Origin of the sequence: Streptomyces sp. NPDC001668, assembly GCF_042893155.1 — a bacterium.
In the GTDB taxonomy this organism is placed as follows: Bacteria; Actinomycetota; Actinomycetes; order Streptomycetales; family Streptomycetaceae; genus Streptomyces.
In genome coordinates, this window is sequence record NZ_JBIAUQ010000001.1 from 597,306 (window position 1) to 623,681 (window position 26,376).

Sequence of the window (26,376 nt, forward strand, 5' to 3'; positions counted from 1 at the left end):
GGGGTGCTGGACAATGGGGGACATGCCTTCCGCACTCCCCGACGGCGAACCCGTCCCCGACGACGGCACGCTCCCCGCGTCCGCGCTGGCCGGGTCCGCCGACCGCCCCCTCGGCTTCTACCTGCACGTCCCGTACTGCGCGACCCGCTGCGGCTACTGCGACTTCAACACCTACACCGCGACCGAGCTGCGCGGTTCCGGCGGGGTGCTGGCCTCCCGCGACAACTACGCGGACACCCTGATCGACGAGATCCGCCTGGCCCGGAAGGTCCTCGGCGACGACCCGCGCCCGGTGCGCACGGTGTTCGTCGGCGGCGGCACGCCGACCCTGCTGGCCGCCGGGGATCTCGTGCGGATGCTGGGGGCGATCCGCGACGAGTTCGGCCTGGCCGACGACGCGGAGGTGACGACGGAGGCGAACCCGGAGTCCGTCGACCCGGCGTACCTGGCCGCACTGCGGGAGGGCGGCTTCAACCGGGTCTCCTTCGGGATGCAGAGCGCGAAGCAGCACGTACTGAAGGTGCTGGACCGTACGCACACCCCCGGGCGGCCGGAGGCGTGTGTGGCCGAGGCACGGACGGCGGGCTTCGACCATGTGAACCTCGACCTGATCTACGGCACCCCGGGGGAGTCCGACGACGACTGGCGGGCGTCCCTGGAGGCGGCGATCGGGGCCGGCCCCGACCATGTGTCGGCGTACGCGCTGATCGTCGAGGAGGGCACGCAGCTCGCCCGGCGCATCCGCCGCGGCGAGGTCCCGATGACCGACGACGACGTGCACGCGGACCGGTACCTGATCGCGGACTCGGTGCTGGCGGAGGCCGGTTTCGACTGGTACGAGGTCTCGAACTGGGCCACCTCGGACGCGGGCCGGTGCCTGCACAACGAGCTGTACTGGCGGGGCGCGGACTGGTGGGGCGCCGGCCCCGGGGCGCACTCCCACGTGGGCGGGGTGCGGTGGTGGAACGTGAAGCATCCGGGGGCGTACGCGGCGGCGCTGGCTGCGGGGAGGTCGCCGGGGGCGGGCCGGGAGCTGCTGTCGGAGGAGGACCGGCGGGTCGAACGGATCCTGCTGGAGCTGCGGCTGCGGGAGGGGGTGCCGCTGTCCCTGCTGCGCGAGGAGGGGCTGGCTGCCTCCCGGCGGGCGCTGGGGGAGGGGCTGCTTGAGGGGGCGCCCTATGAGGAGGGGCGGGCTGTGCTGACGTTGCGGGGGCGGTTGCTGGCGGACGCGGTGGTCAGGGACTTGGTGGACTGATCACTCGGGCGAGTGAATCACTGCGAAACACCGGTTCGGTCCCTAACCTGGTTCGTAGGCCGCCGCCAAAAGGTCGCGGCGAATGTGGAGGCCACGGAGATGACCGCTGTGGACGAACGTGGAGTCGCAGAGTTCTTCGAGGGCTTTGAGCCGCCGGACGGACTCAAGGTGGAGCTTCTGCGGGGGGAAATCGTGATGATGGCCAGCCCCGATCTGGTGCACAACCTGATCGTGCTGCTCACGCAGAGGCAGATTCCACTGGATCGCTGATACCCCCTCCAGACCCAGGATGTCGACCTCATCGACGAGGCGAGCGAACCGGTTCCGGATCTGGTGGTGGTCGCACGTGACGTCCTGCCCGGTTCAGGGCGCTTGTGCCGTCTCAATTGATCACGGCTGTCGTCGAGGTCGTTTCCAAGACCAGCGTCCATCGAGACTACGGTGTCAAGCGTTCGATCTACGCTGCCGGCAAAGTGCCCGCCTATCTCATCGTCGATCCGATCATGGCGCAGTGCGTTTTGTTGACGAGCCCCGAAGGGAAGGGCGAAGACGCCGACTACCGGACCCAGCACATCGCGAAGTTCGGAGAACCGCTGTCGCTCGACGTCCTGGGTGTCGAACTCGACACCAGCGACTTCGGCACCTTCCCCGACGTCAGGCCCCACCGCTATCCGTGACGAAGTCGATCAGCTCCTCCACCCGCCCCAGCAGCTCCGGCTCCAGGTCCTTGTAGGACCCCACCCGCTTCAGGATCGCCTGCCACACCGCGCCCGTGTTCTCCGACGGCCAGCCCAGGGCCTTGCACACGCCCGTCTTCCAGTCCTGCCCGTGAGGGACCCGCGGCCACGCCTCGATGCCCAGGGACGACGGCTTCACCGCCTCCCAGATGTCGATGTAGGGATGGCCGACGACCAGCGCGTGTTCGCTGGTCACCGACGCCGCGATACGGGACTCCTTGCTGCCCGGGACCAGGTGGTCCACCAAGACGCCCAGCCGCGCGTCCGGACCCGGCGCGAACTCGGCCACGATCGCCGGAAGGTCGTCCACGCCCTCCAGGTACTCCACGACCACGCCCTCGATGCGCAGGTCGTCGCCCCAGACCTTCTCCACCAGTTCCGCGTCATGGCGGCCCTCGACGTAGATACGCCCGGCGCGGGCCACGCGTGCGCGTGCGCCGGGGACGGCAACCGAGCCGGAAGCGGTACGGGAAGGTCGTACAGGAGCCTGTGAAGAGGGCCGCACCAACGTCACCACCCGGCCCTCCAGGAGGAAACCGCGCGGCTCCAGCGGGAACACCCGGTGCTTGCCGAAGCGGTCCTCCAGGGTCACCGTGCCCGCCTCGCAGCGGATCACCGCGCCGCAGAAGCCGGTGCCGGGCTCCTCGACCACCAGGCCGGGCTCTGCGGGCACCTCCGGCACCGGCTTGGGCTTCTTCCACGGAGGGGTCAGGTCGGCGGAGTACTGGCGCATTCGGATGACGATAGGAGAACCACGCGGGGGATCACTACGACACGCCGAAACGCGTCGCCAGCGCGTCCCGCTGTGCCCGCACGAACGCCGCGTCCACCACCGCTCCGTGACCGGGCACGTACAGCGCGTCCTCGCCGCCCAGGTCAAGGAGACGGTCCAGCGCGGCGGGCCAGTGCGCGGGTACGGCGTCGGGGCCCGCCTGCGGTTCGCCCGACTCCTCGACCAGGTCACCGCAGAAGACCACCTCCGGGGAGCCCGGCACCAGCACGGCCAGGTCGTGGGCGGTGTGGCCGGGGCCGACGTTCGCCAGCAGGACCTGGCGGCCACCGCCGAGGTCGAGCGTCCACTCGCCGGAGACATGGTGCCGGGGCGGGACGAGGGCATCCGCCGCCTCGTCGGCCACCTCCGGATCCAGTCCGTTGCGCACCGCGTCCGCCCGCAGCCCAGCGCGGCCGAGCCGTCCCGCCAGCACCGTCTCCACGCCCACCGCGCCGAACACCTCCGCCCCCGCGAACGCGGCCGCACCGAAGACATGGTCGAAGTGCGGATGGGTGAACGCGAGATGAGTCACACGGTGGCCGGCCAGTTCCCCGGCCTGAGCGCGCAGCCGCGCGCCCTCCGCGAGCGAGGAGCCCGCGTCGACCACCAGGGCCGTGCCCTCGCCGATCACCAGGCCCGTCGTACAGTCCCAGCCGGGCAGCCGGCACCGCCCCACCCCGGTCGCGACCCGCTCCCACCCGAGCTCTTCCCAAGTCACCGTCATACCGCGACGCTAGCCGTACAACGCTTCACGCCGGGACCAGCCTTGCCCGAGCAGTACCCCACCGCCGTACACTGGCCGGGGAGCGCTGGCACTCGGACGGACAGAGTGCCAGGCGAGGCGCCAAGGGAACGACTGCTGGAGGTGTGCGCGATGCTGAGTGAACGCAGGCTTCAGGTGTTGCGCGCGATCGTCCAGGACTACGTCGGCACCGAGGAACCGGTCGGGTCGAAGGCCCTGACCGAGCGGCACAACCTCGGAGTCTCCCCGGCGACCGTCCGCAACGACATGGCGGTCCTGGAGGACGAGGGGTTCATCGCCCAGCCGCACACCAGTGCCGGGCGGATCCCCACCGACAAGGGCTACCGGCTGTTCGTCGACAAACTGGCGGGCGTCAAGCCGATGACCGCGCCCGAGCGGCGCGCCATCCAGAACTTCCTCGACGGCGCCGTGGACCTCGACGACGTCGTGGCCCGTACCGTGCGGCTGCTCGCGCAGCTCACCCGGCAGGTCGCCGTCGTGCAGTACCCCTCCCTCACCCGCTCGACCGTGCGGCACGTGGAGCTGCTCTCGCTCGCCCCCGCCCGCGTGATGCTCGTGCTGATCACGGACACCGGCCGGGTCGAGCAGCGCATGGTCGACTGCCCGGCGCCCTTCGGGGAGGCCTCGCTCGCCGATCTGCGGGCGCGGCTCAACAGCCGGATCGCCGGGCGGCGGTTCGCCGATGTGCCGCAGCTGGTCGAGGACCTGCCCGAAGGCTTCGACGTCGAGGACCGGGGTACGGTCTCGACAGTGCTCTCCACTCTCCTGGAGACGCTCGTCGAGGAGAACGAGGAGCGGCTGATGATCGGCGGCACCGCCAATCTCACCCGCTTCGGACATGACTTTCCCCTCACGATCCGGCCCGTCCTGGAGGCACTGGAGGAGCAGGTCGTCCTCCTCAAACTCCTTGGTGAGGCCGGGGATTCGGGCATGACCGTACGTATTGGTCATGAGAACGCCTACGAGGGGCTCAACTCCACTTCGGTGGTGTCGGTCGGCTACGGTTCGGGCGGCGAGGCAGTCGCCAAGCTCGGCGTGGTCGGACCGACCCGCATGGATTACCCGGGAACGATGGGAGCGGTACGCGCAGTGGCACGGTACGTCGGACAGATCCTGGCGGAGTCGTAAGTGGCCACGGACTACTACGCCGTTCTCGGCGTGCGCCGCGACGCGTCGCAGGAAGAGATCAAGAAGGCCTTCCGGCGGCTCGCGCGCGAGCTGCACCCGGACGTCAACCCGGATCCGAAGACCCAGGAGCGGTTCAAGGAGATCAACGCCGCTTACGAGGTGTTGTCGGACCCGCAGAAGAAGCAGGTCTACGACCTCGGCGGCGACCCGCTCTCGCAGGCCGGCGGCGGTGGCGCGGGCGGCTTCGGGGCCGGTGGGTTCGGGAACTTCTCGGACATCATGGACGCGTTCTTCGGTACGGCGTCCCAGCGGGGTCCGCGTTCGCGCACCCGGCGCGGCCAGGACGCGATGATCCGCCTGGAGATCGAGCTCGACGAGGCGGCCTTCGGCACCACGAAGGACATCCAGGTCGACACGGCGATCGTCTGCACCACCTGCAGCGGTGAGGGCGCGGCGCCGGGGACCTCGGCGCAGACGTGTGACATGTGCCGCGGCCGCGGTGAGGTGTCGCAGGTGACCCGGTCCTTCCTGGGCCAGGTCATGACGTCCCGCCCGTGCCCGCAGTGCCAGGGCTTCGGCACCGTCGTCCCGACCCCGTGCCCGGAGTGCGCCGGCGACGGCCGGGTCCGCTCGCGGCGCACGCTCACCGTGAAGATCCCGGCCGGTGTGGACAACGGCACCCGGATCCAGCTCGCGGGTGAGGGCGAGGTCGGTCCCGGTGGCGGTCCCGCCGGTGACCTCTACGTCGAGATCCACGAACTCCCGCACTCGCAGTTCCAGCGGCGCGGCGACGACCTGCACTGCACGGTCACGCTCCCGATGACGGCGGCGTCCCTGGGCACCAAGGTGCCGCTGGAGACGCTGGACGGCATGGAGGAGGTCGACATCCGGCCCGGTACCCAGTCCGGCCAGTCGATCCCGCTGCACAGCCGGGGCGTCACCCACCTGCGCGGCGGCGGCCGGGGCGACCTCATCGTCCACGTCGAGGTCCAGACCCCGACGAAGCTTGACCCCGAGCAGGAGCGCCTGCTCCGCGAACTGGCCAAGCTGCGCGGCGAGGAACGGCCCACGGGGCAGTTCCAGCCTGGGCAGCAGGGGTTGTTCTCGCGGTTGAAGGATGCGTTCAACGGGCGTACCTGAGCGGTGCGACGGTCGTACCCGAGCCGGGTGAAGGTTGGATTCGGACTTGTCCGGAGGACGTGACAACATGCGGTCATGTCCTCCGCACTGACCGATCTCTTCCCTCATCCGATCGTGCAGGCCCCCATGGCGGGCGGCGTCTCCGTGCCGCGGCTCGCCGCCGCCGTGTCCGACGCGGGTGGGCTCGGATTCCTGGCCGCCGGGTACAAGACGGCCGACGGGATGTACCAGGAGATCAAGCAGCTGCGCGGGCTGACAGGGCGGCCCTTCGGCGTCAACCTCTTCCTGCCGCAGCCGGAGTACGCCGACCCCGCCGCCGTCGAGGTCTACGCCCACCAGCTGGCCGGCGAGGCCACCTGGTACGACACCGAGCTCGGCGACCGCGACAGCGGACGTGACGACGGCTACGACGCCAAGCTCGCCGTCCTCCTCGACAACCCCGTGCCGGTGGCCTCCTTCCACTTCGGCGTCCCGAGCAGCGACGCCCTGGAGTCGCTGCGCCGCGCCGGGACCTTCACCCTCGTCACCGCGACCACCCCCGAAGAGGCCCTCGCCGTGCAGTACGCGGGCGCCGACGCGGTCATCGCGCAGGGCGTCGAGGCCGGCGGTCACCAGGGCACCCACCGCGACCTCCCCGAGCAGGACGGCTCCGGGCTCGGGCTGCTGTCCCTGGTCGCCCAGATCCGGGAGACGGTCACCATCCCGATCGTCGCCGCCGGCGGCATCATGCGCGGCAGCCAGATCGCCGCCGTCCTGGCCGCCGGTGCGAGCGCGGCCCAGCTGGGCACGGCGTTCCTCGCCACCCACGAGTCCGGCGCCCACGACGTGCACAAGCAGGCGCTGACCAACCCCCTCTACGTCCGCACCGAGTTGACCCGCGCCTTCTCCGGCAGGCCGGCCCGTGGCCTGGTCAACCGCTTCCTGCGCGAGCACGGCCCGTACGCCCCGGCCGCCTACCCCGAGGTCCACCACCTCACTGCCCCGCTCCGCAAGGCCGCCGCCAAGGCGAAGGACGCCCAGGGCATGGCGCTGTGGGCGGGCCAGGGCCACCGGATGGCACGCGAGGTGCCCGCCGGGCAGCTCGTGGAGATACTCGCGGCCGAACTCGACGCCGCCAGGACAGCGTTGTCGGGCAAGGGGGACCTGCGATGACCGCACCGGTGTTCGTGGTCGACCACTTCGACGCGGGTGACGGCGGACGGTACGTCCTCGACGGCCCCGAAGGCCGCCACGCCGTCTCCGTGAAGCGGCTCCAGCCCGGCGAGGACGTCATCCTCACCGACGGCGCCGGGCACTGGGCCGACTGCGTGGTGCTCGGCACCGAGGGCAAGGACCGGCTGATCGTCCAGCTGGACTCGGTGAACGAGGCACCTGACGTACAGCCCCGCATCACCGTCGTCCAGGCCCTCCCCAAGGGCGACCGCGGTGAACTCGCCGTCGAGACCATGACCGAGGTCGGTGTCGACGCCATCGTGCCCTGGCAGGCGGCCCGTTGCATCACCCAGTGGAGGGGCGACCGCGGTCTGAAGGCGCTCGGCAAGTGGCGGGCCACCGCCCGCGAGGCCGGCAAGCAGTCCCGCCGGATCCGATTCCCGGAGATCGCGGACGCGGCAAGCACCAAGCAGGTTGCCGCACTTCTCGCCAAAGCCGACTTCGCCGCCGTGCTCCACTCCGACTTCGAACGCGGCAGCGCGCCGCTGGCCACCGCCGAACTCCCCGACGAGGGTGAGATCGTGCTGGTCGTGGGACCCGAAGGAGGCGTCGCCAAGGACGAGTTGGCGCTCTTCGAGGAGGCCGGTGCGCGGGCCTACGTCCTCGGGCCTACCGTGCTGCGTACGTCGACCGCCGGAACCGCGGCGACCGCCCTGCTCCTCGGCCGCACCGGCCGCTGGTCCTGACCCCTGTGAGGACGGCTGTGGAACTCGCCCAAGTACGCCTGCTCGTCACCGACTTCGCCGCCTGTTACCGCTTCTACGCCGAGGTCCTCGGCCTCAAGCCCCAGTCGGGGGCGACGGGCGGCCCGTACGAGAAGTTCAGCGCGGCCACGGGCTCGGCGGGCATCGCTCTCCAGGACCGGTCGATGATGGCGGAGGTCCTCGGCGAGCTGGGCGACACGGCCACCGGCCACCGCTCCCTGGTCGTGCTGCGCGTCGACGACCTGGACACCTACTGCGAGCAGATCGTGTCCCGCGGAGCCACTCTGCTGCACGGCCCGTCCCCCATGACGGACCGCATGCGCGTCGCCCACCTCAAGGACCCGGAGGGCAACCTGGTGGAACTCCAGGAGTGGCTGCTGCTGCGCGGCTGAGCACCGCGTCGAACAGGTCCCAGCCGTCCAACTCGGCCGCACCGGGCAGGAGTCCGCGGTCCGTCGCCTCGTCGATCAGTCGGCGTACGACACCGGGTTCGTTGAGGTTGAGCAGCTTCCCGGGGCCGGTCGACACGCAGCCCACGTACGAGTAGCCGCCGGAGACGCCCCCTCGCTCGCCCTCCCGGAAGACGACCCGGGTGCGGACCCCGTCGAGGACCAGGTGGAGCACATCGCGGCAGACATCGCCGTCCCGGTGCTTGTGCCGGACGCTCCACAGGTACGTCGTCCGCGCGTCCACGACGAGCGTTCTCACCGCACGGTCCTTGCGCATCCGCCCACCGTAGCCCGACCGGCGCACAGGTGGCCGTATGCGCCCTACCGTCCCGGGCGGGACAGTGGCAGGCTGCCCTCCATGGTGGCGTTGAGGCGGAACTGGCGTCGGCCGCGCGGGGTGCGAGTGGCGGGTGTGGTCGGGGGTGTCGTACTGGCCGTGGGCGGGGTCGCCGCCTGCGATCCGACCGGCGCGGTCAGCTCCGCGACCGTCGCCTACACCACCGACCAGCTGGTCACCAAGGAGCTGAACCGGCAGAAGGCCGACGTGAGTTGGCTGACCTGCACGGCCTCGTACGACAACGGCGACCGGACACCGAGCGCCAGCGTCAACACCGTGGCCACCGTCGACTGCGACGGCAAGACGCGGGACGGCAAGGACATCACCGTCAAGGGCAAGGTGACCCGGACCGTCAGCGGCGCCTGTGTGCGCGGGGACCTCACCGCCACCGTGGGCGGCAGGCAGTGGTTCCACGTGGAGGGGCTCGGCGACTGCAACGCCACCCCCACCCCGCCGGTCAACAACCCCCGTCAGCCCGGACCCACCGTCACCGTGACCGTCACGAAGACCATCTGGTGCCAGAACGACCCGCAGTGCTGGCCCGACGGCAAGTGATCGAAACCCCTGTGCGCGGGGACCGGCCGTGCGTAGGGTGATCGGGTGACACAGCCTGTGACGTCTGCATATCTCCGGTTTCCGCACCTGCGGGGCGAGTTGGTGGCCTTCACCGCCGAGGACGACGTGTGGCTCGCGCCGCTCGACGGCGGGCGCGCCTGGCGGGTCAGCGCGGACAACGTCCCGGTCACCCACCCCCGCATCTCGCCCGACGGCACCACCGTCGCCTGGACCTCCGCCCGCGACGGCGCCCCCGAGGTGCACATCGCCCCGGTCGACGGCGGGCCGGGCAGAAGGCTGACCCACTGGGGCAGCGCGCGCACCCAGGTGCGCGGCTGGACCCCGGACGGCGAGGTCCTCGCCATCACCACCCACGGCCAGGCCAGCCTGCGCCGCAGCTGGGCACGGACCGTCCCGCTCGACGGCGGTCCCGGCACCGTCCTGCCGTACGGCCCCGTCGGCGATGTCGCCCACGGCCCGGCGACCGTGCTGCTGTCCGCGCCCATGGGCCGGGAGGCCGCCTGGTGGAAGCGGTACCGGGGCGGCACGGCGGGCAAGCTGTGGATCGACCGCGAGGGCGACGGCGAGTTCGTACGGCTGCATGAGGAGGTGGACGGAAACCTGGAGTACCCCGTGTGGGCGGGCGACCGGATCGCCTTCCTCTCCGACCACGAGGGCACCGGCGCCGTCTACTCCTCCCTCGCCGACGGCTCGGACCTGCGCCGGCACACCCCCCTCGACGGCTACTACGCCCGGCACGCCTCCGGCGACGGCACCCGGGTCGTCTACACCTCCGCCGGTGAGCTGTGGATCCTCGACGACCTCGACGGCGCCGAACCGCGCCGGCTGGAGGTCCGGCTCGGCGGACAGCGCGCCGACCGGCAGCCGTTCCCGGTGGACGCCTCCCGCTGGTTCGGCTCGGCCGCCCCCGACCACACCGCGCGCGGCAGCGCGGTCGCCGTGCGCGGCGCCGTGCACTGGGTCACCCACCGTTCGGGCCCGGCCCGCGTCCTCGCCGCCGAACCCGGCGTCCGGGCCCGGCTGCCGCGCACCTTCCGCACCGAGGGCGAGGAGTGGGTGGTGTGGGTGACGGACGCGGAGGGCGACGACGCCCTGGAGTTCGCGCCCGCCACCGGACTCGCCCCCGGCGCCACCCCGCGCCGCCTCGCCGCCGGACAGCTCGGCCGGGTCCTCGGACTCGCCATGGCCCCCGACGGCAGCAAGGCCGCCGTCGCCGCGCACGACGGCCGCGTGCTGCTCGTCGAGCGGGAGACCGGCGAGGTCCGCGAGGTCGACCGCAGCGAGGACGGCGACGTACGGGGACTGACCTTCTCGCCCGACTCGGCCTGGCTCGCCTGGTCGCACCCCGGCCCCGCCCCGCTCTGCCAGCTCCGCCTCGCCAACACCACCGACCTGTCGGTCACCGAGGCGACCCCGCTGCGCTTCCAGGACTACGCCCCCGCCTTCACCCTCGACGGCAAGCACTTGGCCTTCCTCTCCAACCGCTCCTTCGACCCGGTCTACGACGAGCACGTCTTCGACCTCGCGTTCGTGGTCGGCGACCGTCCGCACCTGATCACCCTGGCCGCGACCACCCCGTCCCCCTTCGGCCCGCAGCGCCACGGCCGGCCCTTCGAGGCCCCCGACAAGGACGAGACCCCCGACAGCGAGGGCACCCCGGCCACCCGCATCGACCTCGAAGGGCTCGCCGACCGGATCGTGCCCTTCCCGGTGGAGGCCGGCCGCTACTCCAACCTCCGCGCGGCCAAGGACGGCGTGCTGTGGCTGCGCCACCCCGTCCAGGGTGTCCTCGGCTCCTCCCGGGCCACCCCCGACGACCCCGACCCCAAGACCGACCTCCAGCGCTACGACCTCGCCCAGCAGCGCCTCGAACACCTCGCCGCCGACGCCGACCACTTCGCCGTCAGCGGCGACGGCAAGCGGGTCCTGCTGTGGACCGACGGCCGTCTGAAGGTCGTACCGAGCGACCGCCGCGCCTCGAACGACGACGACAGCGACACCAACATCTCCGTCGACCTCGGCCGCATCCGGCAGACCGTCGACCCCTCGGCCGAGTGGCGCCAGATGTACGAGGAGACGGGCCGCATCATGCGGGACCACTTCTGGCGCCCCGACATGAGCGGCGTCGACTGGAACGGCGTCCTCGACCGCTACCGCCCGGTCCTTGACCGCCTCGCCACCCACGACGACCTCGTCGACCTCCTGTGGGAGGTGCACGGCGAACTCGGCACCTCCCACGCCTACGTCACCCCCCGCGGCGGCCACGGCCACGGACCCCGGCAGGGCCTGCTCGGCGCCGACATCTCCCGCCACGACGACGGCCCCCAGGGATCGGCCCAGTGGCGCATCGACCGCATCCTGCCGACCGAGACCTCCGACCCCCACGCCCGCTCCCCGCTCGCCGCACCCGGCGTGGCGGTCCGTGCCGGGGACGCGATCGTCGCGGTGGGCGGCCGCCCGGTCGACCCGGTCACCGGCCCCGGCCCCCTCCTCGTCGGCACCGCGGGCCGGCCGGTCGAGCTCACCATCTCCCCGTCCGGCGGCGGCGACCTCCGGCACGCCGTGGTCGTACCCGTCTCCGACGAGGAGCCCCTGCGCTACCACGCCTGGGTCGCCGACCGCCGCGCCTACGTCCACGAGAAGTCCGGCGGGCGCCTCGGCTATCTCCACATCCCGGACATGCAGGCCCCGGGCTGGGCCCAGATCCACCGCGACCTGCGTGTCGAGGTGGCCCGCGAGGGCCTGGTGGTCGACGTCCGCGAGAACCGCGGCGGACACACCTCCCAGCTGGTCGTCGAGAAACTGGCCCGCAAGATCGTCGGCTGGGCGCTGCCGCGCGGAATGCGCGCCTACAGCTACCCGAGGGACGCGCCGCGCGGGCCCGTCGTCGCCGTGGCCAACGAGTTCTCCGGCTCGGACGGCGACATCGTCAACGCGGCGATCAAGGCCCTGGGTATCGGCCCGGTCATCGGGACGCGCACCTGGGGCGGGGTCATCGGGATCGACAGCCGGTACCGGCTGGTCGACGGCACGCTGATCACCCAGCCGAAGTACGCGTTCTGGCTGGAGGGGTACGAGTGGGGCGTCGAGAACCACGGCGTCGACCCGGACGTGGAGGTCGTACAGCGGCCGCAGGACTACGCGGCGGGGAGGGACGCCCAGCTGGACGAGGCGGTGCGGATCGCGCTGGAGACGCTGGAGAGCGCTCCGGCGAAGGTTCCGCCGACGCTGCCTCGTTAAGATGCCTCAGGACCTCGACGGAAGGAACCACATGCCAGGGGAACCCCAGGACGACTGCCTGTTCTGCAAGATCGTGGCGGGTCAGATCCCGGCGACGATCGTGCGGGAATCCGAGACGACCGTCGCCTTCCGGGACATCAACCCCCAGGCCCCCACCCACGTCCTCGTGATCCCCAAGGCGCACCACGAGAACGCCGCCGCCCTCGCCGCCGAGGCCCCGGAGCTCGCCGCGGACGTCCTCCGGGAGACCCGGGCCGTCGCCGAGCAGGAGAAGCTGGAGAGCTACCGCACCGTCTTCAACACCGGCAGCGGCGCCGGCCAGACCGTCTGGCACGCCCACGCCCATGTGATCGGCGGCCGCGGCCTCCAGTGGCCCCCCGGGTAACTCCCCGTGTCCGTACGTGAGTTGGTCGTCCTCGGCACCGCCAGCCAGGTCCCCACAAGGCACCGCAACCACAACGGCTACCTGCTGCGCTGGGACGGCGAGGGCATCCTCTTCGACCCCGGCGAGGGCACCCAGCGCCAGATGCTGCGTGCCGGGGTCGCCGCGCACGACCTCAACCGGATCTGTGTCACCCACTTCCACGGCGACCACTCCCTCGGCCTCGCGGGCGTGATCCAGCGCATCAACCTCGACCGGGTCCCGCACGAGGTCACCGCGCACTACCCGAAGTCGGGGCAGCGCTTCTTCGACCGCCTGCGGTACGCGACGGCGTACCGGGAGACGGTCCGGCTCACCGAGGCACCGGTCGCGGCCGACGGGGTGCTCGCGCGGACCGGCGGCTACACGCTGGAGGCGCGCAAGCTGTCGCACCCCGTCGAGTCCTACGGCTACCGCCTCACGGAACCCGACGGCCGCCGTATGCTCCCCGACCGCCTCGCCGCGCACGGCATCAAGGGACCCGACGTCGGACGGATCCAGAGAGAAGGCTCACTGAACGGCGTCACCCTCGACGACGTCAGCGAGGTCCGCCGCGGCCAGCGGTTCGCGTTCGTCATGGACACCCGCCTGTGCGACGGCGTCCACGCCCTCGCGGACGGCGTCGACCTGCTCGTCATCGAATCGACCTTCCTCGACGAGGACGAGCAACTCGCCGTGGAACACGGCCATCTGACCGCAGGTCAGGCCGCGAGGGTCGCCCGGGACGCCGGCGTACGGCATCTCGTGCTCACGCACTTCAGCCAGCGCTACTCCGAACCGGAGGAGTTCGAACGGCAGGCGCGGGCCGCCGGGTACGAGGGTGAGCTGACCGTGGCCCACGACCTCCTGCGGGTCCCGGTTCCGAAACGGCGATAAAGCGGCCGTACGATGCTTTGATGTCCCTCCCCAAAGCTGAACTGCACCTGCACATCGAAGGCACCCTGGAGCCGGAGCTGGCGTTCGAGCTGGCCGCGCGCAACGGCGTCGAGCTGCCGTACGCCTCCACCGACGGGCTCCGCAAGGCGTACGACTTCGAGGACCTCCAGTCCTTTCTGAACCTGTACTACGAGCTCATGGCCGTCCTGCGCACCGAGCGGGACTTCGAGGACCTGGCGAACGCCTATCTCGCCCGGGCCGCAGCCCAGGGGGTACGGCACGCGGAGATCTTCTTCGACCCGCAGGCGCATCTCGCCCGGGGCGTGGGAATGGGGACCGTCGTCGAGGGGCTGTGGCGGGCGCTGGGCAGCAGCCGGGAGAACCACGGTGTCTCCACGCAGCTGATCATGTGCTTCCTGCGGGACGAGTCCGCCGAGTCGGCCCTGGAGACCCTTGAGGCCGCCAAGCCGTATCTCGACCGGATCGTCGGGGTCGGGCTCGACTCCGCCGAGGTGGGGCATCCGCCGGTGAAGTTCCGCGAGGTGTACGAGGCCGCTGCCTCGCTGGGGCTGCGGAGGGTGGCGCACGCCGGGGAGGAGGGGCCGCCGGAGTACATCGTCGAGGCGCTGGACGTGCTGGGTGTGGAGCGGATCGACCACGGGCTGCGGTGTGTGGAGTCGCCGGAGCTGGTGGCCCGCCTTGTGCGGGACCGGGTGCCGCTGACCCTGTGCCCGCTGTCCAACGTGCGGCTGCGGACGGTCGACGTGCTCGGTGACCATCCGTTGCCCGCGATGCTGGACGCCGGGCTGATGTGCACGGTGAACTCCGACGATCCCGCTTATTTCGGGGGGTATGCGGGGGACAACTTCGACGCGGTGCGCGTGGCGCTGGGCCTGGGGGAGGAGCGGTTGCGGGAGTTGGCCCGCAACTCCTTCCTGGCGTCCTTCTTGGAGCACGATGAGGGGCTGCGGGCTCGGTATCTTGCGGAGGTTGACGCGTACGAGTTCTGACGTGCGTTGTCGGATGCGGGTGCGAGGGGGCTTGTCGCGCCCACGCGGCGGAGCCGCAAATCGACACAGCCCCGCGCCCCTGAAAGCCAAAAGCACTCACGCGGCCGTTGCTTTGTCGTAGGCCTGGGTGGTCTCCACCGGAATCTCCACCACCGGCAGCTGACGCCTGCCCGCGCCCATCGCCACCGCAGCCATCGGTACGGCGATCAGCAGCAGGCCCGCCGCCAGGACCGTGCCCATCACCGGGAAGCCGGCCTGGGAGGCGAGGAGGCTGCCGGTCAGCGGTCCCGCTGCCGTGCCCAGTGAGGACGCCGAGCCGACCAGGACCGCCCAGCGGCCGCGGGGGTCCAGGGAGGCGGCCAGGCCGATGACGTAGGACAGGACGATCGGGTACAGGGTGTTCCAGGCGATCTCGCCGGTCGCGAAGGACGTCAGGTCGGTGGCCGAGGCGCTGAGGGTGATGCAGGCCGCGATGAGGACCGTGCCGCCGCCGATGGGGAGCGCGCGGCCGAGGCGCGGGCCGAGGGCGCCCGCGCCGACGACGCCCAGCAGGCCCGCGCCGAGCGCGATCGCGAAGACCGCGCCGACCGTCGCCTCGGAGAGGTGGGCCTGGGTGAGGCCGATGCGGCCGCTGACGCCCCAGAGGGCGTTCTGGGCGAGGGACCAGCAGAGCAGGGTGGCGGCGAGGAGGAGGCCGGCGCGGCGGTGGGGGAGCGGGGTGCCCGTCTCCCGGCTTCGGGTGGGGGCCGTGGCGAGCGGGAGGCGGCCGGTCAGGGGCCAGACCGCCAGCGCGGTGAGGGCGATCGCCGCGAGGGGCCGGCCGTGGCCGGGGCCCAGGTGCGGGACGGTCAGGTAGACGGCGCCCGCGAGGGCGGAGACGCCGAGGAGGCCGACCGTGGTGGTGCGGTGCGGGTCGGGCTGGGCGGCGATGCCGGTGGCGGCGACCGCCGTCGACGTACCGGATCCGAAGCCGCCGATCAGGGCGCCCACGACGACCGCGGGGACGGCGTGGGCGAGGGCGGCGCCGCCGTAGCCGAGGACGGCGAGGGTGAGGCCGACGCGGGCGAGGGTGCGGGGGCCGACGCGGTCGACGCGGGAGGCGAGCAGGAAACCTGCCGCCGCCGAACTCAGCAGCAGCGCGCTGCCGACGGCGCCCGCCTCGGTGGCGGTGAGCGGAAGCCCCGAGTCGAGTCTGCCGACCGTGGTGGGGAGGAGGTAGGGGGCGAGGTACCCGGCCGTGAAAAGGGCAATGAGGGGCCAGGGCAGGGTGGAGCGACGGGCGAACACGGGCGTTCCCAGGGCATGCGAAAGAAGCGGCTCAAAAAGGGGGTGGGGCGCAGGCCGTCGACGGACAGGAACGCGCGAGGGAATTTGTATCAAGCACGCGGTTGCGGAGACAGCCCGGGTGGCGTGATCTGGGACACGTTCTGTTTCGGGAGGGAACTGCCGGGTAGACGAGCGGCTTTCCGGCGCGCCTAACGCCAGCTGGGAGCGCCTCCCGCGCTCGGCGCGGTCGCCTCGATCTTGCCTCTGATCTCCCGCATCACCGCGACGATCTGCTGTTCGTGCTCCGGTGTGAGGCGGGCGAGGGGGACCGAGCAGCTGATGGCGTCCTGGGCGGGGGAGTCGTAGCGCAGCGCGAAGCCGAAGCCGACGATGCCGGGGACGCCCTCCTCGCGGTCGATCGAGTAGCCGCGGGCGCGGACCCCGGCGAGGTCGGCCAGCAGGGACGCGCGGGTGGTGTGGGAGTTCGGGGTGAGCGCCTCGTACGGTCCCTCGGGGAGCCGTTCGTCCGGCCGCTCGGCCAGCAGCGCCTTGCCCAGCGCGCCGGCGTGCGCGGGCAGCCGGCGGCCGACCCTGCTGATGGTCCGCAGGTACTCGTGCGACTCGCGGGTCGCCAGATAGGCCACGTCCCGGCCGTCGAGCCGGCCCAGGTGGATCGTCTCGCCCAGCGCCTCGGACGCCTCGTCGAGATACGGCCGTACGATCCGCACGCGCGGGTCGGAGTCCAGGTAGCTGGTGCCGGTGAGCAGGGCGTGGATGCCGATGCCGTAGAGCGAGCCGGTGATGTCGGTGCGGACCCAGCCGCGCGAGATCAGGGTCTGGAGCAGCGCGTACATCGAGCTGCGCGGCACCTCCAGCTCGTCCGCGAGCTCCTGGAGCCGTGCCGGGCGGTCGCCGCGCGCGGCCAGCAGTTCGAGGAGTTCGACCGTGCGGGCCGCCGACTTCACCTCGCGGACGCCAACGGTCTCCGGGCGTTCGCCCCCTGTCTCTGACATGCGCCGATCGTAATCGTCCCATCAAACCTCGCGCCGACCCATTGACCGGACGCTGTTCGCCTACCTAACCTTCATCTTCATACGTAGATTACGTCTACATAGGGAGATGAGTGAGGGTGACCCCCGACCCGGACACGGCCCGACGACTGCGGGACGGCATGGCACGCGGCGTGCTGTCGTTCCCCCTCACGAGCTTCCACGACGACGGCACCCTCGACCCGGACGGCCTGCGCGCCCACCTCGCCGCCCAGATCGCCACCGGACCCGGCGCGGTCTTCCCCGCCTGCGGCACCGGAGAGTTCTTCTCCCTGGACGAGGACGAGTACCGGCAGGTCGTCACCATCGCGGTCGAGGAGGCCGGCGGACGCGTGCCCGTCGTCGCCGGGATCGGCTACGGCTGGGCGCAGGCCGTCCGGTTCGCCCGGATCGCCGAGGAAGCGGGAGCGGACGCGCTGCTGGTCCTCCCGCACTATCTCGTCGCCGCCCCGCAGGACGGTCTCGTCGCCCAGCTGGAGCAGATCGCGGCGCGCACCCGGCTGCCGCTCATCGCCTACCAGCGCGGCCAAGTCGCCTTCGGCGCGAGCGCGTTCAGGCGTATCACCGAGATCCCCGGCGTCATCGGCCTCAAGGACGGGCACAGCGACCTCGACCGGCTCCAGCGCCTCACCCTCGCCGCGCCCGAGGGCTTCCTGTTCTTCAACGGCGCCTCCACCGCCGAGATCCAGGCCCGCGCCTACGCCACCGTCGGCGTCCCCGCCTACTCCTCCGCCGTGCACGCCTTCGCCCCCGAGATCGCCGACGCCTTCTTCAGCGCCCTGCGCGCCGGTGACGAGGGCGACGGCACGGTCGAGAAACTGCTGCGCGACTTCTACGTCCCGCTCGTCGAGCTCCGCGACCGCGTGCCCGGGTACGCCGTGTCGCTGGTCAAGGCGGCCGCACGGCTGCGGGGGCGCCCGGTCGGACCGGTGCGCGCGCCGCTCACCGACCCCTCGGCGGCCGACCTCGCGGACCTCCGGCAGCTGCTCGCCACCGGACTCGACCTCGTAGGAGCCGAGCTGTGAACCTCACGATCACCGACGTCCGCCTCACACCGATCCTCGTCGCCGATCCGCCGCTGCTGAACACGCAGGGCGTCCACCAGCCGTACACGCCCCGGCTGATCGTCGAGGTCGAGACCGCCGACGGGGTCACCGGGGTCGGCGAGACCTACGGCGACACGAAGTACCTGGAACTGGCCCGGCCGTTCGCGGCGAAACTGATCGGACGTCAGGTCGGGGACCTCAACGGGCTGTTCACGGTCGCCGACCAGGTGGCTGTCGACTCCTCCCGGGTCTCCGGACAGGTCGACGTCGGCGGGCTGCGGGGGGTGCAGACCGCCGACAAACTGCGGTTGTCCGTCGTCTCCGGCTTCGAGGTCGCCTGTCTCGACGCACTGGGCAAGGCCCTTGGGCTGCCTGTGCACGCGCTGCTCGGGGGCAAGGTGCGGGATGCCGTGGAGTACAGCGCGTATCTGTTCTACAAGTGGGCCTCTCACCCGGAGGGCGTTGTCTCCGAGAAGGACGACTCGGGGGCGGCCGTCGATCCCGCGGGGGTGGTGGAGCAGGCCCGGTTGTTCACCGAGCGGTACGGCTTCACGTCCTTCAAGCTCAAGGGCGGGGTGTTTCCGCCGGACGAGGAGATCGCGGCGGTCAGGGCACTCGCCGAGGCGTTTCCCGGCCACCCCCTGCGCCTCGACCCCAACGGCGCCTGGAGCGTGGCCACTTCACTGAGGGTGGCCGAGGAGCTCGGGGACGTCCTGGAGTACCTGGAGGATCCCGCGCTCGGTACCGCGGCGATGGCGGAGGTGTCCGCGGGCACCGACGTCCCACTGGCCACCAACATGTGTGTGACGACCTTCGCGGAGATCAAGGAGGCGTTTGCCCGGGACGCGGTCCAGGTGGTGCTCTCGGACCACCACTACTGGGGCGGCCTGCGGAACACCCAGCAACTCGCCGCGATCTGCCGGACGTTCGGCGTGGGAGTGTCCATGCACTCCAACACGCACCTGGGTATCTCGCTGGCCGCGATGACGCACGTGGCATCCACCGTGCCGAACCTCCACCACGCCTGCGACTCGCACTACCCGTGGCAGTCGGAGGACGTGCTGACCGAGCGGCTCGCCTTCTCGGACGGCAAGGTCGCCGTGTCCGACGCGCCCGGACTCGGGGTCGAGCTCGACCGGGAGAAGGTGGAGTTCCTGCACCGGCGGTGGCTGGATGACGACGGTTCACTGCGGGAACGGGACGACGCCGCCGCCATGCGGGTCGCCGAACCGGAGTGGGTCACACCGGCTGTGCCTCGCTGGTAGGACGGACCCGATCCAGGAGACTCCGCCTCCGTGGCGGGCGGGTCGGGAGGCGGGCGGCGGCTCCTTGGCGGTCCCGTGGTGCAGACTGGCCTGATCGGCACCACGCGCAGGGAGCTCACCGTGATCGCGTCCAACGGGAAGGGACCGTCGTACAACGGGAAAGCCGGGCAGCGCCAGGCCCAGGTCGATCCCCTGGCCGCCGTGCGCAGACCCGGCGATCCGCCCTGGGACGTCTATCTCACGGGCACCGTCTTCCTCGACATCATCTTCACCGGGCTCGGCTCCGCCCCCGTGCGCGGAACCGAGTCCTGGGCACGCGGGATGGGGTCGAGCCCCGGCGGCGTGGCCAACATGGCGACGGCCCTGTCCCGCCTCGGGCTGCGCACCTCCCTGGCCGCGGCCTTCGGCGACGACCACTACGGCGAGTACTGCTGGGACGCCCTGGAGCAGGGCGAGGGCATCGACCTCTCCCCGTCGCGCCGGGTTCCCGGCTGGCACTCCCCGGTCACCGTGTCCATGGCGTACGAGGGCGAGCGCACCATGGTCTCCCACGGCCACGAGCCGCCCCCCGAGGAGCCGGCGCCGGACTTCCCCCCACGCGCGCGTGCGGCCGTGGCGTCGCTGGAACCGGGCAAGCGCGCCCCCTGGATCGCCCAGGCGGCACGCGAGGGCACCTGCGTCTTCGCCGACGTCGGCTGGGACGAGACCGGGACGTGGGACCTGGCGGGCCTCGCCGACCTCGAACACTGCGAAGCCTTCCTGCCGAACGCCGAGGAGGCCATGCGCTACACCGGCACCACCTGCCCCCGCGCGGCCGCGCACGCGCTCACCGAGCATGTGCCGCTCGCCGTGGTCACCCTCGGCGCGGAGGGCGCGTACGCGGTGGACCGGCGTACCGGGGAGGCCGCCGAGGTTCCCGCGATCGAGGTCGAGGCGCTCGACCCGACCGGCGCCGGGGACGTCTTCGTGGCCGGCTTCGTCACCGGCACCCTCGCGGGCTGGCCGCTCGCGGACCGGCTCGCCTTCGCCGGCCTGACCGCCGCGCTCTCCGTCCAGGAGTTCGGCGGCTCCCTGTCCGCGCCGGGCTGGTCCGAGATCGGCGCCTGGTGGCGCAAGGTCCACTCGGTCGCCACCCAGGACCCGACGGCGCTGCGCCGGTACGCCTTCCTCGCGGACCTGGTCCCGGAGGAGGAGGCACCGGGCTGGCCCCTGCGCCGAGCGGTCCCGACGATCGGGTTCGGCAGGTCGACGTGAGGCACGAGGGCGGGCGGGGGCGCCGCCTCGCCGCCCGTCCCACGGCACGTCGAGCCGGGGCGGGTCCGTCCTCCGGGGGCCCCGGCGGCGGGTCCGTCCCTCAGTGTTCGGCGGCTCGGTCCAGCACCGACACCACCTGTTCCCGGACCACCTCGCGGGCCTCGGCCGGCAGTGCCCCCAGCGCCGTGGCGCCCAAGGCGTCGAGCACGCTGTCCCGGCCCGTGTCGCAGGGGACGCTCCCGGTCAGGAAGTCGTAGCCGTCGCGGACGGCGACGCGCAGGACGGGGCGGTCGCCCGCGTGCACGGCCGTGGCGACGACCAGGGGCGGGGGACCGCCCGGGGCCTCCGCCACCTTGCGGTAGCCGCTGACCAGCGGGTCGCTCCAGTGCAGGCTCAGCAGCAGCGGCTTCTTCGCGAGCAGTTCGGCGAGGTCCGCCTCGAAGGGCCCCTCCGCCGCCAGCACACGCGCGCGGGCGTCCAGGACGAGGGCCGCGGGCAGCAGACAGCGCAGGGTGCTGCCCACCACGTTCCCGCCGACCGTGGCGGTCCGGCGCACGGCCCCCGTGCCGACACCGGCCGCGGCCCGGTGCAGCACCTCCGGCACCCGTTCGTCGATCCGGTGCAGCAGGACCGCCGCCCCCACCTCCCCGGCCCCGAGGACGTTCGCCTCCGGCACCTCGCGCAGCGACACCGCCTGCTCGGGGAAGCCGTCGCGCTGCCAGGCGGCCCACACGAGCGTGGCGCCGCCGACGGGTACCGCCCCGTCGGTCAGACACGCCTGTGCCTCGGACAGGGAGGTGGGCAGACGCAGCAGCACGGGCTTCCCGCTTTCTCCGTACGGACTCCGGGGCCACCGCCGCCGTCCAGGCCGCCGAACAGCGACATCTTCGAACACACGTGGTAGCGAGCGCATTCTTCCCCGGGGTGCGGGGGGAGCATGCAGGGCTCACCGCTGCATCGAGGGCGCCCCGGTCGCCGAAAAGCCCTACGGCGTTGTCGGTGCACCGTCGTACCCTTGAAACCGCGAGGCCGCCTCCGGATGTGCGGCCGTGACGAGGAGGAACCGCAGGCCTTAAGCGCCGGCCCATGACTCAGACACCCACAGGTCACAGCCCCGCGCAGGGGCAGGCGAGAGCACAGTTCACCGTCCCCGCCCAGCACCCCATGGTCTCGGTCCTGGGGTCCGGCGACTCGCTCCTGCGCGTGATCGAGAAGGCCTTCCCGGCAGCCGACATCCATGTCCGGGGCAACGAGATCAGCGCGAGCGGAGCGGCGGCGGACGTCGCCCTCGTACAGCGCCTGTTCGACGAGATGATGCTGGTGCTCCGCACCGGACAGCCGATGACGGAGGACGCAGTGGAACGCTCGATCGCCATGCTGCGAGCGAGCGAGAACGGGACGAGCGACGGCCAGGAGACCCCGGCCGAGGTGCTCACACAGAACATCCTGTCCTCGCGCGGCCGCACCATCCGCCCCAAGACCCTCAACCAGAAGCGGTACGTCGACGCGATCGACAAGCACACGATCGTCTTCGGCATCGGCCCCGCCGGTACCGGCAAGACCTACCTCGCCATGGCCAAGGCGGTGCAGGCCCTGCAGTCCAAGCAGGTCAACCGCATCATCCTGACCCGGCCCGCCGTCGAGGCGGGGGAGCGGCTGGGCTTCCTGCCCGGCACCCTCTACGAGAAGATCGACCCCTACCTGCGCCCGCTGTACGACGCGCTGCACGACATGCTGGACCCGGACTCGATCCCGAAGCTGATGGCTTCGGGGGTGATCGAGGTCGCGCCGCTGGCGTATATGCGTGGTCGCGCCCAGCCGCTCTTCACGAACGTTCTGACACCGGATGGCTGGCGCCCCATCGGGAATCTCGAAGTCGGTGACCTGGTCATCGGCTCCAATGGTGAGCCGACCCCCGTCCTCGGCGTGTACCCGCAGGGTGAGAAGGACATCTACCGCGTCACGGCCCAGGACGGCTCCTGGACCCTGGCCTGCGGTGAGCACCTGTGGACGGTCAGGACACGCGACGACAAGCGCCGTGACAAGCCATGGAGGGTCCTGGAGACCCAGGAGATGATCGGCAACCTGCGAGCGGCGCACGCTCGCCGGTATGAGCTGCCGATGCTCACGGCGCCGGTCAGTTTTCCCGAGCGTGAGGTTCCCATGGATCCGTACGCGCTCGGGCTACTGCTGGGCGACGGTTGTCTCACGGGCTCCACCACCCCTTCCTTCGCGACGGAGGATCGCGAACTGGCCGGAGCGCTGGAGGCCGCGCTGCCCGGTGTCGCAGTGCGGCACAAGGGCGGACCCGACTACGTCCTCAATCGAATCAAGTCCCCCGGTGATGTGGTGACGCTGGAGAATCCCGTCACGCGGGTGCTGCGTGAACTGGATCTGCTGCGTACCCGCTCGCACACCAAGTTCGTCCCGGACGACTACCTGTACAACTCTGCCGAAGTGCGGCTGGGTGTTCTCCAGGGGCTCCTCGACTCCGACGGCGGGCCCGTCCCACAGAAGGACCGCACATGCCGGGTTCAGTTCTCGACCGCGTCGATCCTTCTTCGTGACGACATCATCGCTCTGGTGCAGTCGCTCGGTGGTGTGGCCTACACGCGCCGTCGTCGCGCCGAAGGGCGCGAACAGGGGACGGCTTTGGCAGCCCACCGCTACGACACCCACGTCGTCGACATCCGACTCCCGGAAGGTATCGAACCCTTCCGTCTCGCCCGCAAGCGCGACAAGTACCACGCGGCTGGAGGTGGCGGACGTCCGATGCGGTTCATCGACAGCATCGAGCCGGCGGGCCGGGAGGAGACCGTCTGCATCCAGGTGGCGGCCGAGGACTCGCTGTACGTCACGCAGGACTACCTGTTGACCCACAACACCCTCAATGACGCCTTCATCATTCTCGACGAGGCACAGAACACCTCCCCCGAGCAGATGAAGATGTTCCTCACCCGGCTCGGCTTCGACTCGAAGATCGTCATCACCGGTGACGTGACGCAGGTCGACCTGCCCGACGGGACCAAGTCGGGGCTGCGGCAGGTGCAGGACATCCTGGAGGGGCTCGACGACGTGCACTTCTCCCGCCTGTCGTCCCAGGACGTCGTACGGCACAAGCTGGTCGGCCGTATCGTCGACGCGTACGAGAAGTACGACAGCGAGAACGGTACGGAGAACGGCACCCACAAGGGCGGCCGGAACAAGCGGAAGTAGACAAGCCAGCACCATGTCGATCGACGTCAACAACGAGTCCGGAACCGAGGTCGACGAGCAGGCGATCCTCGACATCGCCCGCTACGCCCTCGCGCGGATGCGCATCCACCCGCTCTCCGAGCTCTCGGTGATCGTCGTGGACGAAGATGCCATGGAGCAGCTGCACATCCAGTGGATGGACCTGCCGGGGCCCACCGACGTCATGTCCTTCCCGATGGACGAGCTCCGGCCGCCCAGCAAGGACGACGACGAGCCCCCGCAGGGCCTCCTCGGCGACATCGTGCTGTGCCCCGAGGTCGCCAAGAAGCAGGGCGAGGAGGCCGAGACGCAGCACTCCATGGACGAGGAGCTCCAGCTCCTCACCGTCCACGGGGTGCTGCACCTGCTCGGCTACGACCACGAGGAGCCGGACGAGAAGGCCGAGATGTTCGGCCTCCAGGCGGCCATCGTGGACGGATGGCGGCAGGAGAAGGGGCTCACCGGCCCGTCCCCCGCGCCGACCGTCTCATGAGCCTGCCCCTGGTCTCCGGCGCGATCGCCCTGGTCGTCGTCGCCTGGCTCGCCGCCTGCGCGGAGGCGGGCCTCGCGCGCGTCTCCAGCTTCCGCGCCGAGGAAGCCGTACGCAACGGCCGGCGGGGCAGCGCCAAGCTCGCGCAGATCGCAGCCGACCCGACCCGCTACCTCAACGTGGCGCTGCTGGTACGCGTCGCCTGCGAGATGGCGGCGGCCGCCCTGGTCACCTACGCCTGTCTCCAGCAGTTCCCGGGCACCACCCGGGCCCTGCTGGTCGCCATCGGCGTCATGGTGCTGGTGTCCTATGTCGCGGTGGGCGTGTCCCCGCGGACCATCGGACGTCAGCATCCGCTCAACACGGCGACCGTGGCCGCGTACATCCTGCTGCCGCTGGCCCGGATCATGGGCCCGATCCCGTCGTTGCTGATTCTCATCGGCAACGCGCTCACCCCCGGCAAGGGCTTCCGGCGCGGCCCGTTCGCCTCCGAGGCGGAGCTGCGCGCGCTGGTCGACCTGGCCGAGAAGGAGTCCCTGATCGAGGACGACGAGCGCCGGATGGTGCACTCGGTCTTCGAGCTGGGCGACACGCTGGTGCGCGAGGTGATGGTCCCGCGGACCGATCTCGTCGTCATCGAGCGCTACAAGACGATCCGCCAGGCCCTGACCCTCGCGCTCAGGTCCGGGTTCTCGCGCATACCCGTCACCGGGGAGAGCGAGGACGACATCGTCGGGATCGTGTATCTGAAGGACCTGGTCCGCAAGACGCACATCAGCCGGGACGCCGAGTCCGAGCTGGTGTCCACGGCCATGCGGCCCGCCGCGTTCGTGCCCGACACCAAGAACGCCGGTGACCTGCTGCGCGAGATGCAGCAGGACCGCAACCACGTCGCCGTCGTCATCGACGAGTACGGCGGCACGGCCGGCATCGTCACCATCGAGGACATCCTCGAGGAGATCGTCGGCGAGATCACCGACGAGTACGACCGTGAACTCCCGCCGGTGGAGGACCTCGGCGACGACCGGCACCGGGTCACCGCCCGCCTCGACATCACCGACCTCGGCGAGCTGTACGGGCTCGACGAGTACGACGACGAGGACGTGGAGACCGTCGGGGGGCTGCTGGCGAAGGCGCTGGGCCGGGTCCCGATCGCCGGGGCGTCCTCGGTCGTCGACCTCCCGGACGGGCGGGCACTGCGGCTGACCGCGGAGGCCGCCGCCGGGCGCCGGAACAAGATCGTGACGGTGCTGGTGGAGCCGGTGGCCGCGCTGGAACCCGCCGAGAGGGAGAAGGAGTCCGAGTGACCTCCGAGGAACTGCGCGCCCTGTGCCTGTCGTTCAACGCGGCGGTGGAGGACTTCCCGTTCAGTCCGGAGGTCTCGGTCTTCAAGGTGCTCGGGAAGATGTTCGCCCTGAGCTGGCTCGACGCGCGGCCCCTGAAGGTCAACCTCAAGTGCGACCCCGAGGACGCGATCCGGCTGCGCGCCGACCATCCCGGGCTGATCATCCCCGGCTACCACATGAACAAGCGCCACTGGAACACCGTGACCGTCGACGGCGGACTCCCGGACCGGATGATCCGGGAGCTCGTCGAGGACTCGTACGACCTGGTGGTGGCCGGCCTGCCGCGCGCGGAGCGGCTGCGCCTGGACCGCCCCTGAGCGGACCCGTGAGGGACGGACGAGTGAGAGACGGACGAGGCCCCGGTGCCCCCATGGCGACCCCACCCCGGCCCCGCTTCGTATGCTCCTGTCATGACCGACAACACTGCGCTTGACCCCGAGGACCGCAAGATCGTCACCCTGGCCCGTTCGGCTCGGGCCCGGAACGGGGTGGCTGAGGGGGCCGCCGTACGGGACGAGACGGGGCGGACGTATGTGGCCGGGAGCGTGGAGCTGGCGTCGCTGCGGCTGAGCGCGTTGCGAACGGCGGTGGCGATGGCCGTGGCGTCCGGGGCGAAGTCGCTGGAGGCGGCGGCCGTGGTGACGGATGCGGAATCGGCCTCCGAGGAGGATCGGGCGGCCGTGCGGGATCTGGGCGGCCCGCAGACTCCAGTGCTGGTGGCGGGCATCGACGGCACGGTGCGCACCATCGTTCCCGCCGGCTGATACCCCCGGTAACACTTGGCCGGAATTCCGGCTTGCCGTTCC

General features: G+C 71.4%; 25 protein-coding genes and 1 pseudogene. 20 read left to right on the plus strand and 6 right to left on the minus strand.

Going from position 1 to position 26,376, the window contains the following annotated elements; translation table 11 throughout:
• Window positions 1-22: 22 nt before the first annotated feature.
• Window positions 23-1,255, plus strand: a complete 1,233-nt coding sequence (hemW, locus tag ACFYZ8_RS02655; protein ID WP_359037416.1) for a radical SAM family heme chaperone HemW — start codon at window positions 23-25, stop codon at window positions 1,253-1,255.
• Between the two features lie 99 nt (window positions 1,256-1,354).
• Window positions 1,355-1,932, plus strand: a pseudogene (locus tag ACFYZ8_RS02660) (Uma2 family endonuclease).
• Here ACFYZ8_RS02660 and ACFYZ8_RS02665 read toward each other — a convergent pair.
• Entirely contained in the window at window positions 1,910-2,725 is an 816-nt protein-coding gene (locus ACFYZ8_RS02665) for a DUF3097 domain-containing protein (protein ID WP_388536783.1), read from the minus strand. The pseudogene ACFYZ8_RS02660 and the gene ACFYZ8_RS02665 sit on opposite strands and share 23 nt — an antisense overlap.
• A 34-nt stretch (window positions 2,726-2,759) precedes the next feature.
• Window positions 2,760-3,488: an MBL fold metallo-hydrolase gene (locus ACFYZ8_RS02670; RefSeq protein WP_359037410.1), complete on the minus strand. Its 729-nt coding sequence runs from the start codon at window positions 3,486-3,488 to the stop codon at window positions 2,760-2,762.
• 150 nt (window positions 3,489-3,638) lie between these two features.
• On the opposite strand from ACFYZ8_RS02670, the gene hrcA reads away from it, so the two are divergent.
• The 5 genes from hrcA (at window position 3,639) to ACFYZ8_RS02695 (ending at window position 8,103) form a co-directional block, all read left to right on the plus strand.
• The gene (hrcA, locus tag ACFYZ8_RS02675; protein ID WP_007381950.1) at window positions 3,639-4,655 is read left to right on the plus strand and encodes a heat-inducible transcriptional repressor HrcA; all 1,017 of its coding nucleotides are present in this window, start codon (window positions 3,639-3,641) and stop codon (window positions 4,653-4,655) included.
• A complete protein-coding gene (gene dnaJ, locus ACFYZ8_RS02680) occupies window positions 4,656-5,795 on the plus strand; it encodes a molecular chaperone DnaJ (RefSeq protein ID WP_359037407.1) in 1,140 nt (379 codons plus the stop codon).
• A 75-nt stretch (window positions 5,796-5,870) separates the two neighbouring features.
• Window positions 5,871-6,947, plus strand: coding sequence for a nitronate monooxygenase (locus ACFYZ8_RS02685; protein WP_388536786.1), 1,077 nt, complete (start codon window positions 5,871-5,873; stop codon window positions 6,945-6,947).
• Window positions 6,944-7,693, plus strand: a complete 750-nt coding sequence (locus ACFYZ8_RS02690; protein WP_388536788.1) for a 16S rRNA (uracil(1498)-N(3))-methyltransferase — start codon at window positions 6,944-6,946, stop codon at window positions 7,691-7,693. Before ACFYZ8_RS02685 ends, ACFYZ8_RS02690 begins: the two co-directional genes overlap by 4 nt.
• A 17-nt stretch (window positions 7,694-7,710) precedes the next feature.
• Entirely contained in the window at window positions 7,711-8,103 is a 393-nt protein-coding gene (locus ACFYZ8_RS02695; protein WP_359037401.1) for a VOC family protein, read from the plus strand.
• Here ACFYZ8_RS02695 and ACFYZ8_RS02700 read toward each other — a convergent pair.
• Entirely contained in the window at window positions 8,045-8,437 is a 393-nt protein-coding gene (locus ACFYZ8_RS02700) for a hypothetical protein (protein ID WP_388536790.1), read from the minus strand. The two genes, ACFYZ8_RS02695 and ACFYZ8_RS02700, sit on opposite strands and share 59 nt — an antisense overlap.
• Before the next feature lie 81 nt (window positions 8,438-8,518).
• Here ACFYZ8_RS02700 and ACFYZ8_RS02705 point away from each other — a divergent pair, with 81 nt between their 5' ends.
• From ACFYZ8_RS02705 to ACFYZ8_RS02725, 5 genes are read left to right on the plus strand one after another with little or no spacing between them, the layout of a single operon-like run.
• Window positions 8,519-9,052 (plus strand): hypothetical protein, encoded by a 534-nt coding sequence (locus ACFYZ8_RS02705; protein ID WP_359037399.1) that lies wholly within the window; start codon window positions 8,519-8,521, stop codon window positions 9,050-9,052.
• A gap of 45 nt (window positions 9,053-9,097) precedes the next feature.
• On the plus strand, window positions 9,098-12,313 hold the full coding sequence (locus ACFYZ8_RS02710) for a S41 family peptidase (RefSeq protein ID WP_388536792.1): 3,216 nt from the start codon (window positions 9,098-9,100) through the stop codon (window positions 12,311-12,313).
• Window positions 12,314-12,344: 31 nt separating this feature from the next.
• Window positions 12,345-12,698 carry an HIT domain-containing protein gene (locus ACFYZ8_RS02715; RefSeq protein WP_359037395.1) on the plus strand — a complete coding sequence of 118 codons (354 nt, stop codon included), beginning with the start codon at window positions 12,345-12,347 and terminating at the stop codon, window positions 12,696-12,698.
• Between the two features lie 6 nt (window positions 12,699-12,704).
• Entirely contained in the window at window positions 12,705-13,610 is a 906-nt protein-coding gene (locus ACFYZ8_RS02720) for a ribonuclease Z (protein ID WP_388536794.1), read from the plus strand.
• Between the two features lie 20 nt (window positions 13,611-13,630).
• Window positions 13,631-14,620: an adenosine deaminase gene (locus tag ACFYZ8_RS02725; protein WP_359037391.1), complete on the plus strand. Its 990-nt coding sequence runs from the start codon at window positions 13,631-13,633 to the stop codon at window positions 14,618-14,620.
• A 96-nt stretch (window positions 14,621-14,716) separates the two neighbouring features.
• Here the strand turns inward: ACFYZ8_RS02725 and ACFYZ8_RS02730 are convergent, their stop codons facing one another.
• Complete coding sequence (locus tag ACFYZ8_RS02730) at window positions 14,717-15,907, minus strand: MFS transporter (protein WP_388536796.1); 1,191 nt, start codon at window positions 15,905-15,907, stop codon at window positions 14,717-14,719.
• Window positions 15,908-16,095: 188 nt separating this feature from the next.
• Window positions 16,096-16,899 carry an IclR family transcriptional regulator gene (locus ACFYZ8_RS02735; RefSeq protein ID WP_359037387.1) on the minus strand — a complete coding sequence of 268 codons (804 nt, stop codon included), beginning with the start codon at window positions 16,897-16,899 and terminating at the stop codon, window positions 16,096-16,098.
• A 158-nt stretch (window positions 16,900-17,057) separates the two neighbouring features.
• Between ACFYZ8_RS02735 and ACFYZ8_RS02740 the strand changes: the two genes are divergently transcribed.
• From ACFYZ8_RS02740 to ACFYZ8_RS02750, 3 genes are all read left to right on the plus strand, one after another.
• Window positions 17,058-17,960, plus strand: a complete 903-nt coding sequence (locus ACFYZ8_RS02740; protein ID WP_388536858.1) for a 5-dehydro-4-deoxyglucarate dehydratase — start codon at window positions 17,058-17,060, stop codon at window positions 17,958-17,960.
• Window positions 17,957-19,246 (plus strand): glucarate dehydratase family protein, encoded by a 1,290-nt coding sequence (locus tag ACFYZ8_RS02745; RefSeq protein ID WP_388536797.1) that lies wholly within the window; start codon window positions 17,957-17,959, stop codon window positions 19,244-19,246. Before ACFYZ8_RS02740 ends, ACFYZ8_RS02745 begins: the two co-directional genes overlap by 4 nt.
• A 120-nt stretch (window positions 19,247-19,366) precedes the next feature.
• The gene (locus ACFYZ8_RS02750; RefSeq protein WP_359037455.1) at window positions 19,367-20,500 is read left to right on the plus strand and encodes a PfkB family carbohydrate kinase; all 1,134 of its coding nucleotides are present in this window, start codon (window positions 19,367-19,369) and stop codon (window positions 20,498-20,500) included.
• Between the two features lie 100 nt (window positions 20,501-20,600).
• Here ACFYZ8_RS02750 and ACFYZ8_RS02755 read toward each other — a convergent pair whose 3' ends face one another.
• Entirely contained in the window at window positions 20,601-21,317 is a 717-nt protein-coding gene (locus ACFYZ8_RS02755; protein ID WP_359037381.1) for an FAD binding domain-containing protein, read from the minus strand.
• A gap of 269 nt (window positions 21,318-21,586) precedes the next feature.
• Here ACFYZ8_RS02755 and ACFYZ8_RS02760 point away from each other — a divergent pair, with 269 nt between their 5' ends.
• The 5 genes from ACFYZ8_RS02760 (at window position 21,587) to ACFYZ8_RS02780 (ending at window position 26,334) form a co-directional block, all read left to right on the plus strand.
• Complete coding sequence (locus tag ACFYZ8_RS02760; protein ID WP_388536799.1) at window positions 21,587-23,716, plus strand: PhoH family protein; 2,130 nt, start codon at window positions 21,587-21,589, stop codon at window positions 23,714-23,716.
• Window positions 23,717-23,729: 13 nt separating this feature from the next.
• Window positions 23,730-24,227, plus strand: coding sequence for an rRNA maturation RNase YbeY (gene ybeY, locus ACFYZ8_RS02765; RefSeq protein WP_020136251.1), 498 nt, complete (start codon window positions 23,730-23,732; stop codon window positions 24,225-24,227).
• Window positions 24,224-25,531 (plus strand): hemolysin family protein, encoded by a 1,308-nt coding sequence (locus ACFYZ8_RS02770; protein ID WP_359037377.1) that lies wholly within the window; start codon window positions 24,224-24,226, stop codon window positions 25,529-25,531. The genes ybeY and ACFYZ8_RS02770 overlap by 4 nt, the downstream gene beginning before the upstream one ends.
• Window positions 25,528-25,887, plus strand: coding sequence for an MmcQ/YjbR family DNA-binding protein (locus tag ACFYZ8_RS02775; RefSeq protein WP_359037375.1), 360 nt, complete (start codon window positions 25,528-25,530; stop codon window positions 25,885-25,887). Before ACFYZ8_RS02770 ends, ACFYZ8_RS02775 begins: the two co-directional genes overlap by 4 nt.
• A 93-nt stretch (window positions 25,888-25,980) precedes the next feature.
• Window positions 25,981-26,334, plus strand: a complete 354-nt coding sequence (locus ACFYZ8_RS02780) for a cytidine deaminase (protein ID WP_359037373.1) — start codon at window positions 25,981-25,983, stop codon at window positions 26,332-26,334.
• Window positions 26,335-26,376: the final 42 nt, after the last annotated feature.

What these genes read in the sequence shown, in the direction of transcription:
- hemW (WP_359037416.1), top strand. Translation starts at nt 23, where the DNA reads ATGCCTTCCGCACTCCCCGACGGCGAACCCGTCCCCGACGACGGCACG.
- ACFYZ8_RS02665 (WP_388536783.1), bottom strand. Translation starts at nt 2,725, where the DNA reads ATGCGCCAGTACTCCGCCGACCTGACCCCTCCGTGGAAGAAGCCCAAG.
- ACFYZ8_RS02670 (WP_359037410.1), bottom strand. Translation starts at nt 3,488, where the DNA reads ATGACGGTGACTTGGGAAGAGCTCGGGTGGGAGCGGGTCGCGACCGGG.
- hrcA (WP_007381950.1), top strand. Translation starts at nt 3,639, where the DNA reads ATGCTGAGTGAACGCAGGCTTCAGGTGTTGCGCGCGATCGTCCAGGAC.
- ACFYZ8_RS02685 (WP_388536786.1), top strand. Translation starts at nt 5,871, where the DNA reads ATGTCCTCCGCACTGACCGATCTCTTCCCTCATCCGATCGTGCAGGCC.
- ACFYZ8_RS02690 (WP_388536788.1), top strand. Translation starts at nt 6,944, where the DNA reads ATGACCGCACCGGTGTTCGTGGTCGACCACTTCGACGCGGGTGACGGC.
- ACFYZ8_RS02700 (WP_388536790.1), bottom strand. Translation starts at nt 8,437, where the DNA reads ATGCGCAAGGACCGTGCGGTGAGAACGCTCGTCGTGGACGCGCGGACG.
- ACFYZ8_RS02705 (WP_359037399.1), top strand. Translation starts at nt 8,519, where the DNA reads ATGGTGGCGTTGAGGCGGAACTGGCGTCGGCCGCGCGGGGTGCGAGTG.
- ACFYZ8_RS02715 (WP_359037395.1), top strand. Translation starts at nt 12,345, where the DNA reads ATGCCAGGGGAACCCCAGGACGACTGCCTGTTCTGCAAGATCGTGGCG.
- ACFYZ8_RS02725 (WP_359037391.1), top strand. Translation starts at nt 13,631, where the DNA reads ATGTCCCTCCCCAAAGCTGAACTGCACCTGCACATCGAAGGCACCCTG.
- ACFYZ8_RS02735 (WP_359037387.1), bottom strand. Translation starts at nt 16,899, where the DNA reads ATGTCAGAGACAGGGGGCGAACGCCCGGAGACCGTTGGCGTCCGCGAG.
- ACFYZ8_RS02740 (WP_388536858.1), top strand. Translation starts at nt 17,058, where the DNA reads ATGGCACGCGGCGTGCTGTCGTTCCCCCTCACGAGCTTCCACGACGAC.
- ACFYZ8_RS02760 (WP_388536799.1), top strand. Translation starts at nt 21,587, where the DNA reads ATGACTCAGACACCCACAGGTCACAGCCCCGCGCAGGGGCAGGCGAGA.
- ybeY (WP_020136251.1), top strand. Translation starts at nt 23,730, where the DNA reads ATGTCGATCGACGTCAACAACGAGTCCGGAACCGAGGTCGACGAGCAG.
- ACFYZ8_RS02770 (WP_359037377.1), top strand. Translation starts at nt 24,224, where the DNA reads ATGAGCCTGCCCCTGGTCTCCGGCGCGATCGCCCTGGTCGTCGTCGCC.
- ACFYZ8_RS02780 (WP_359037373.1), top strand. Translation starts at nt 25,981, where the DNA reads ATGACCGACAACACTGCGCTTGACCCCGAGGACCGCAAGATCGTCACC.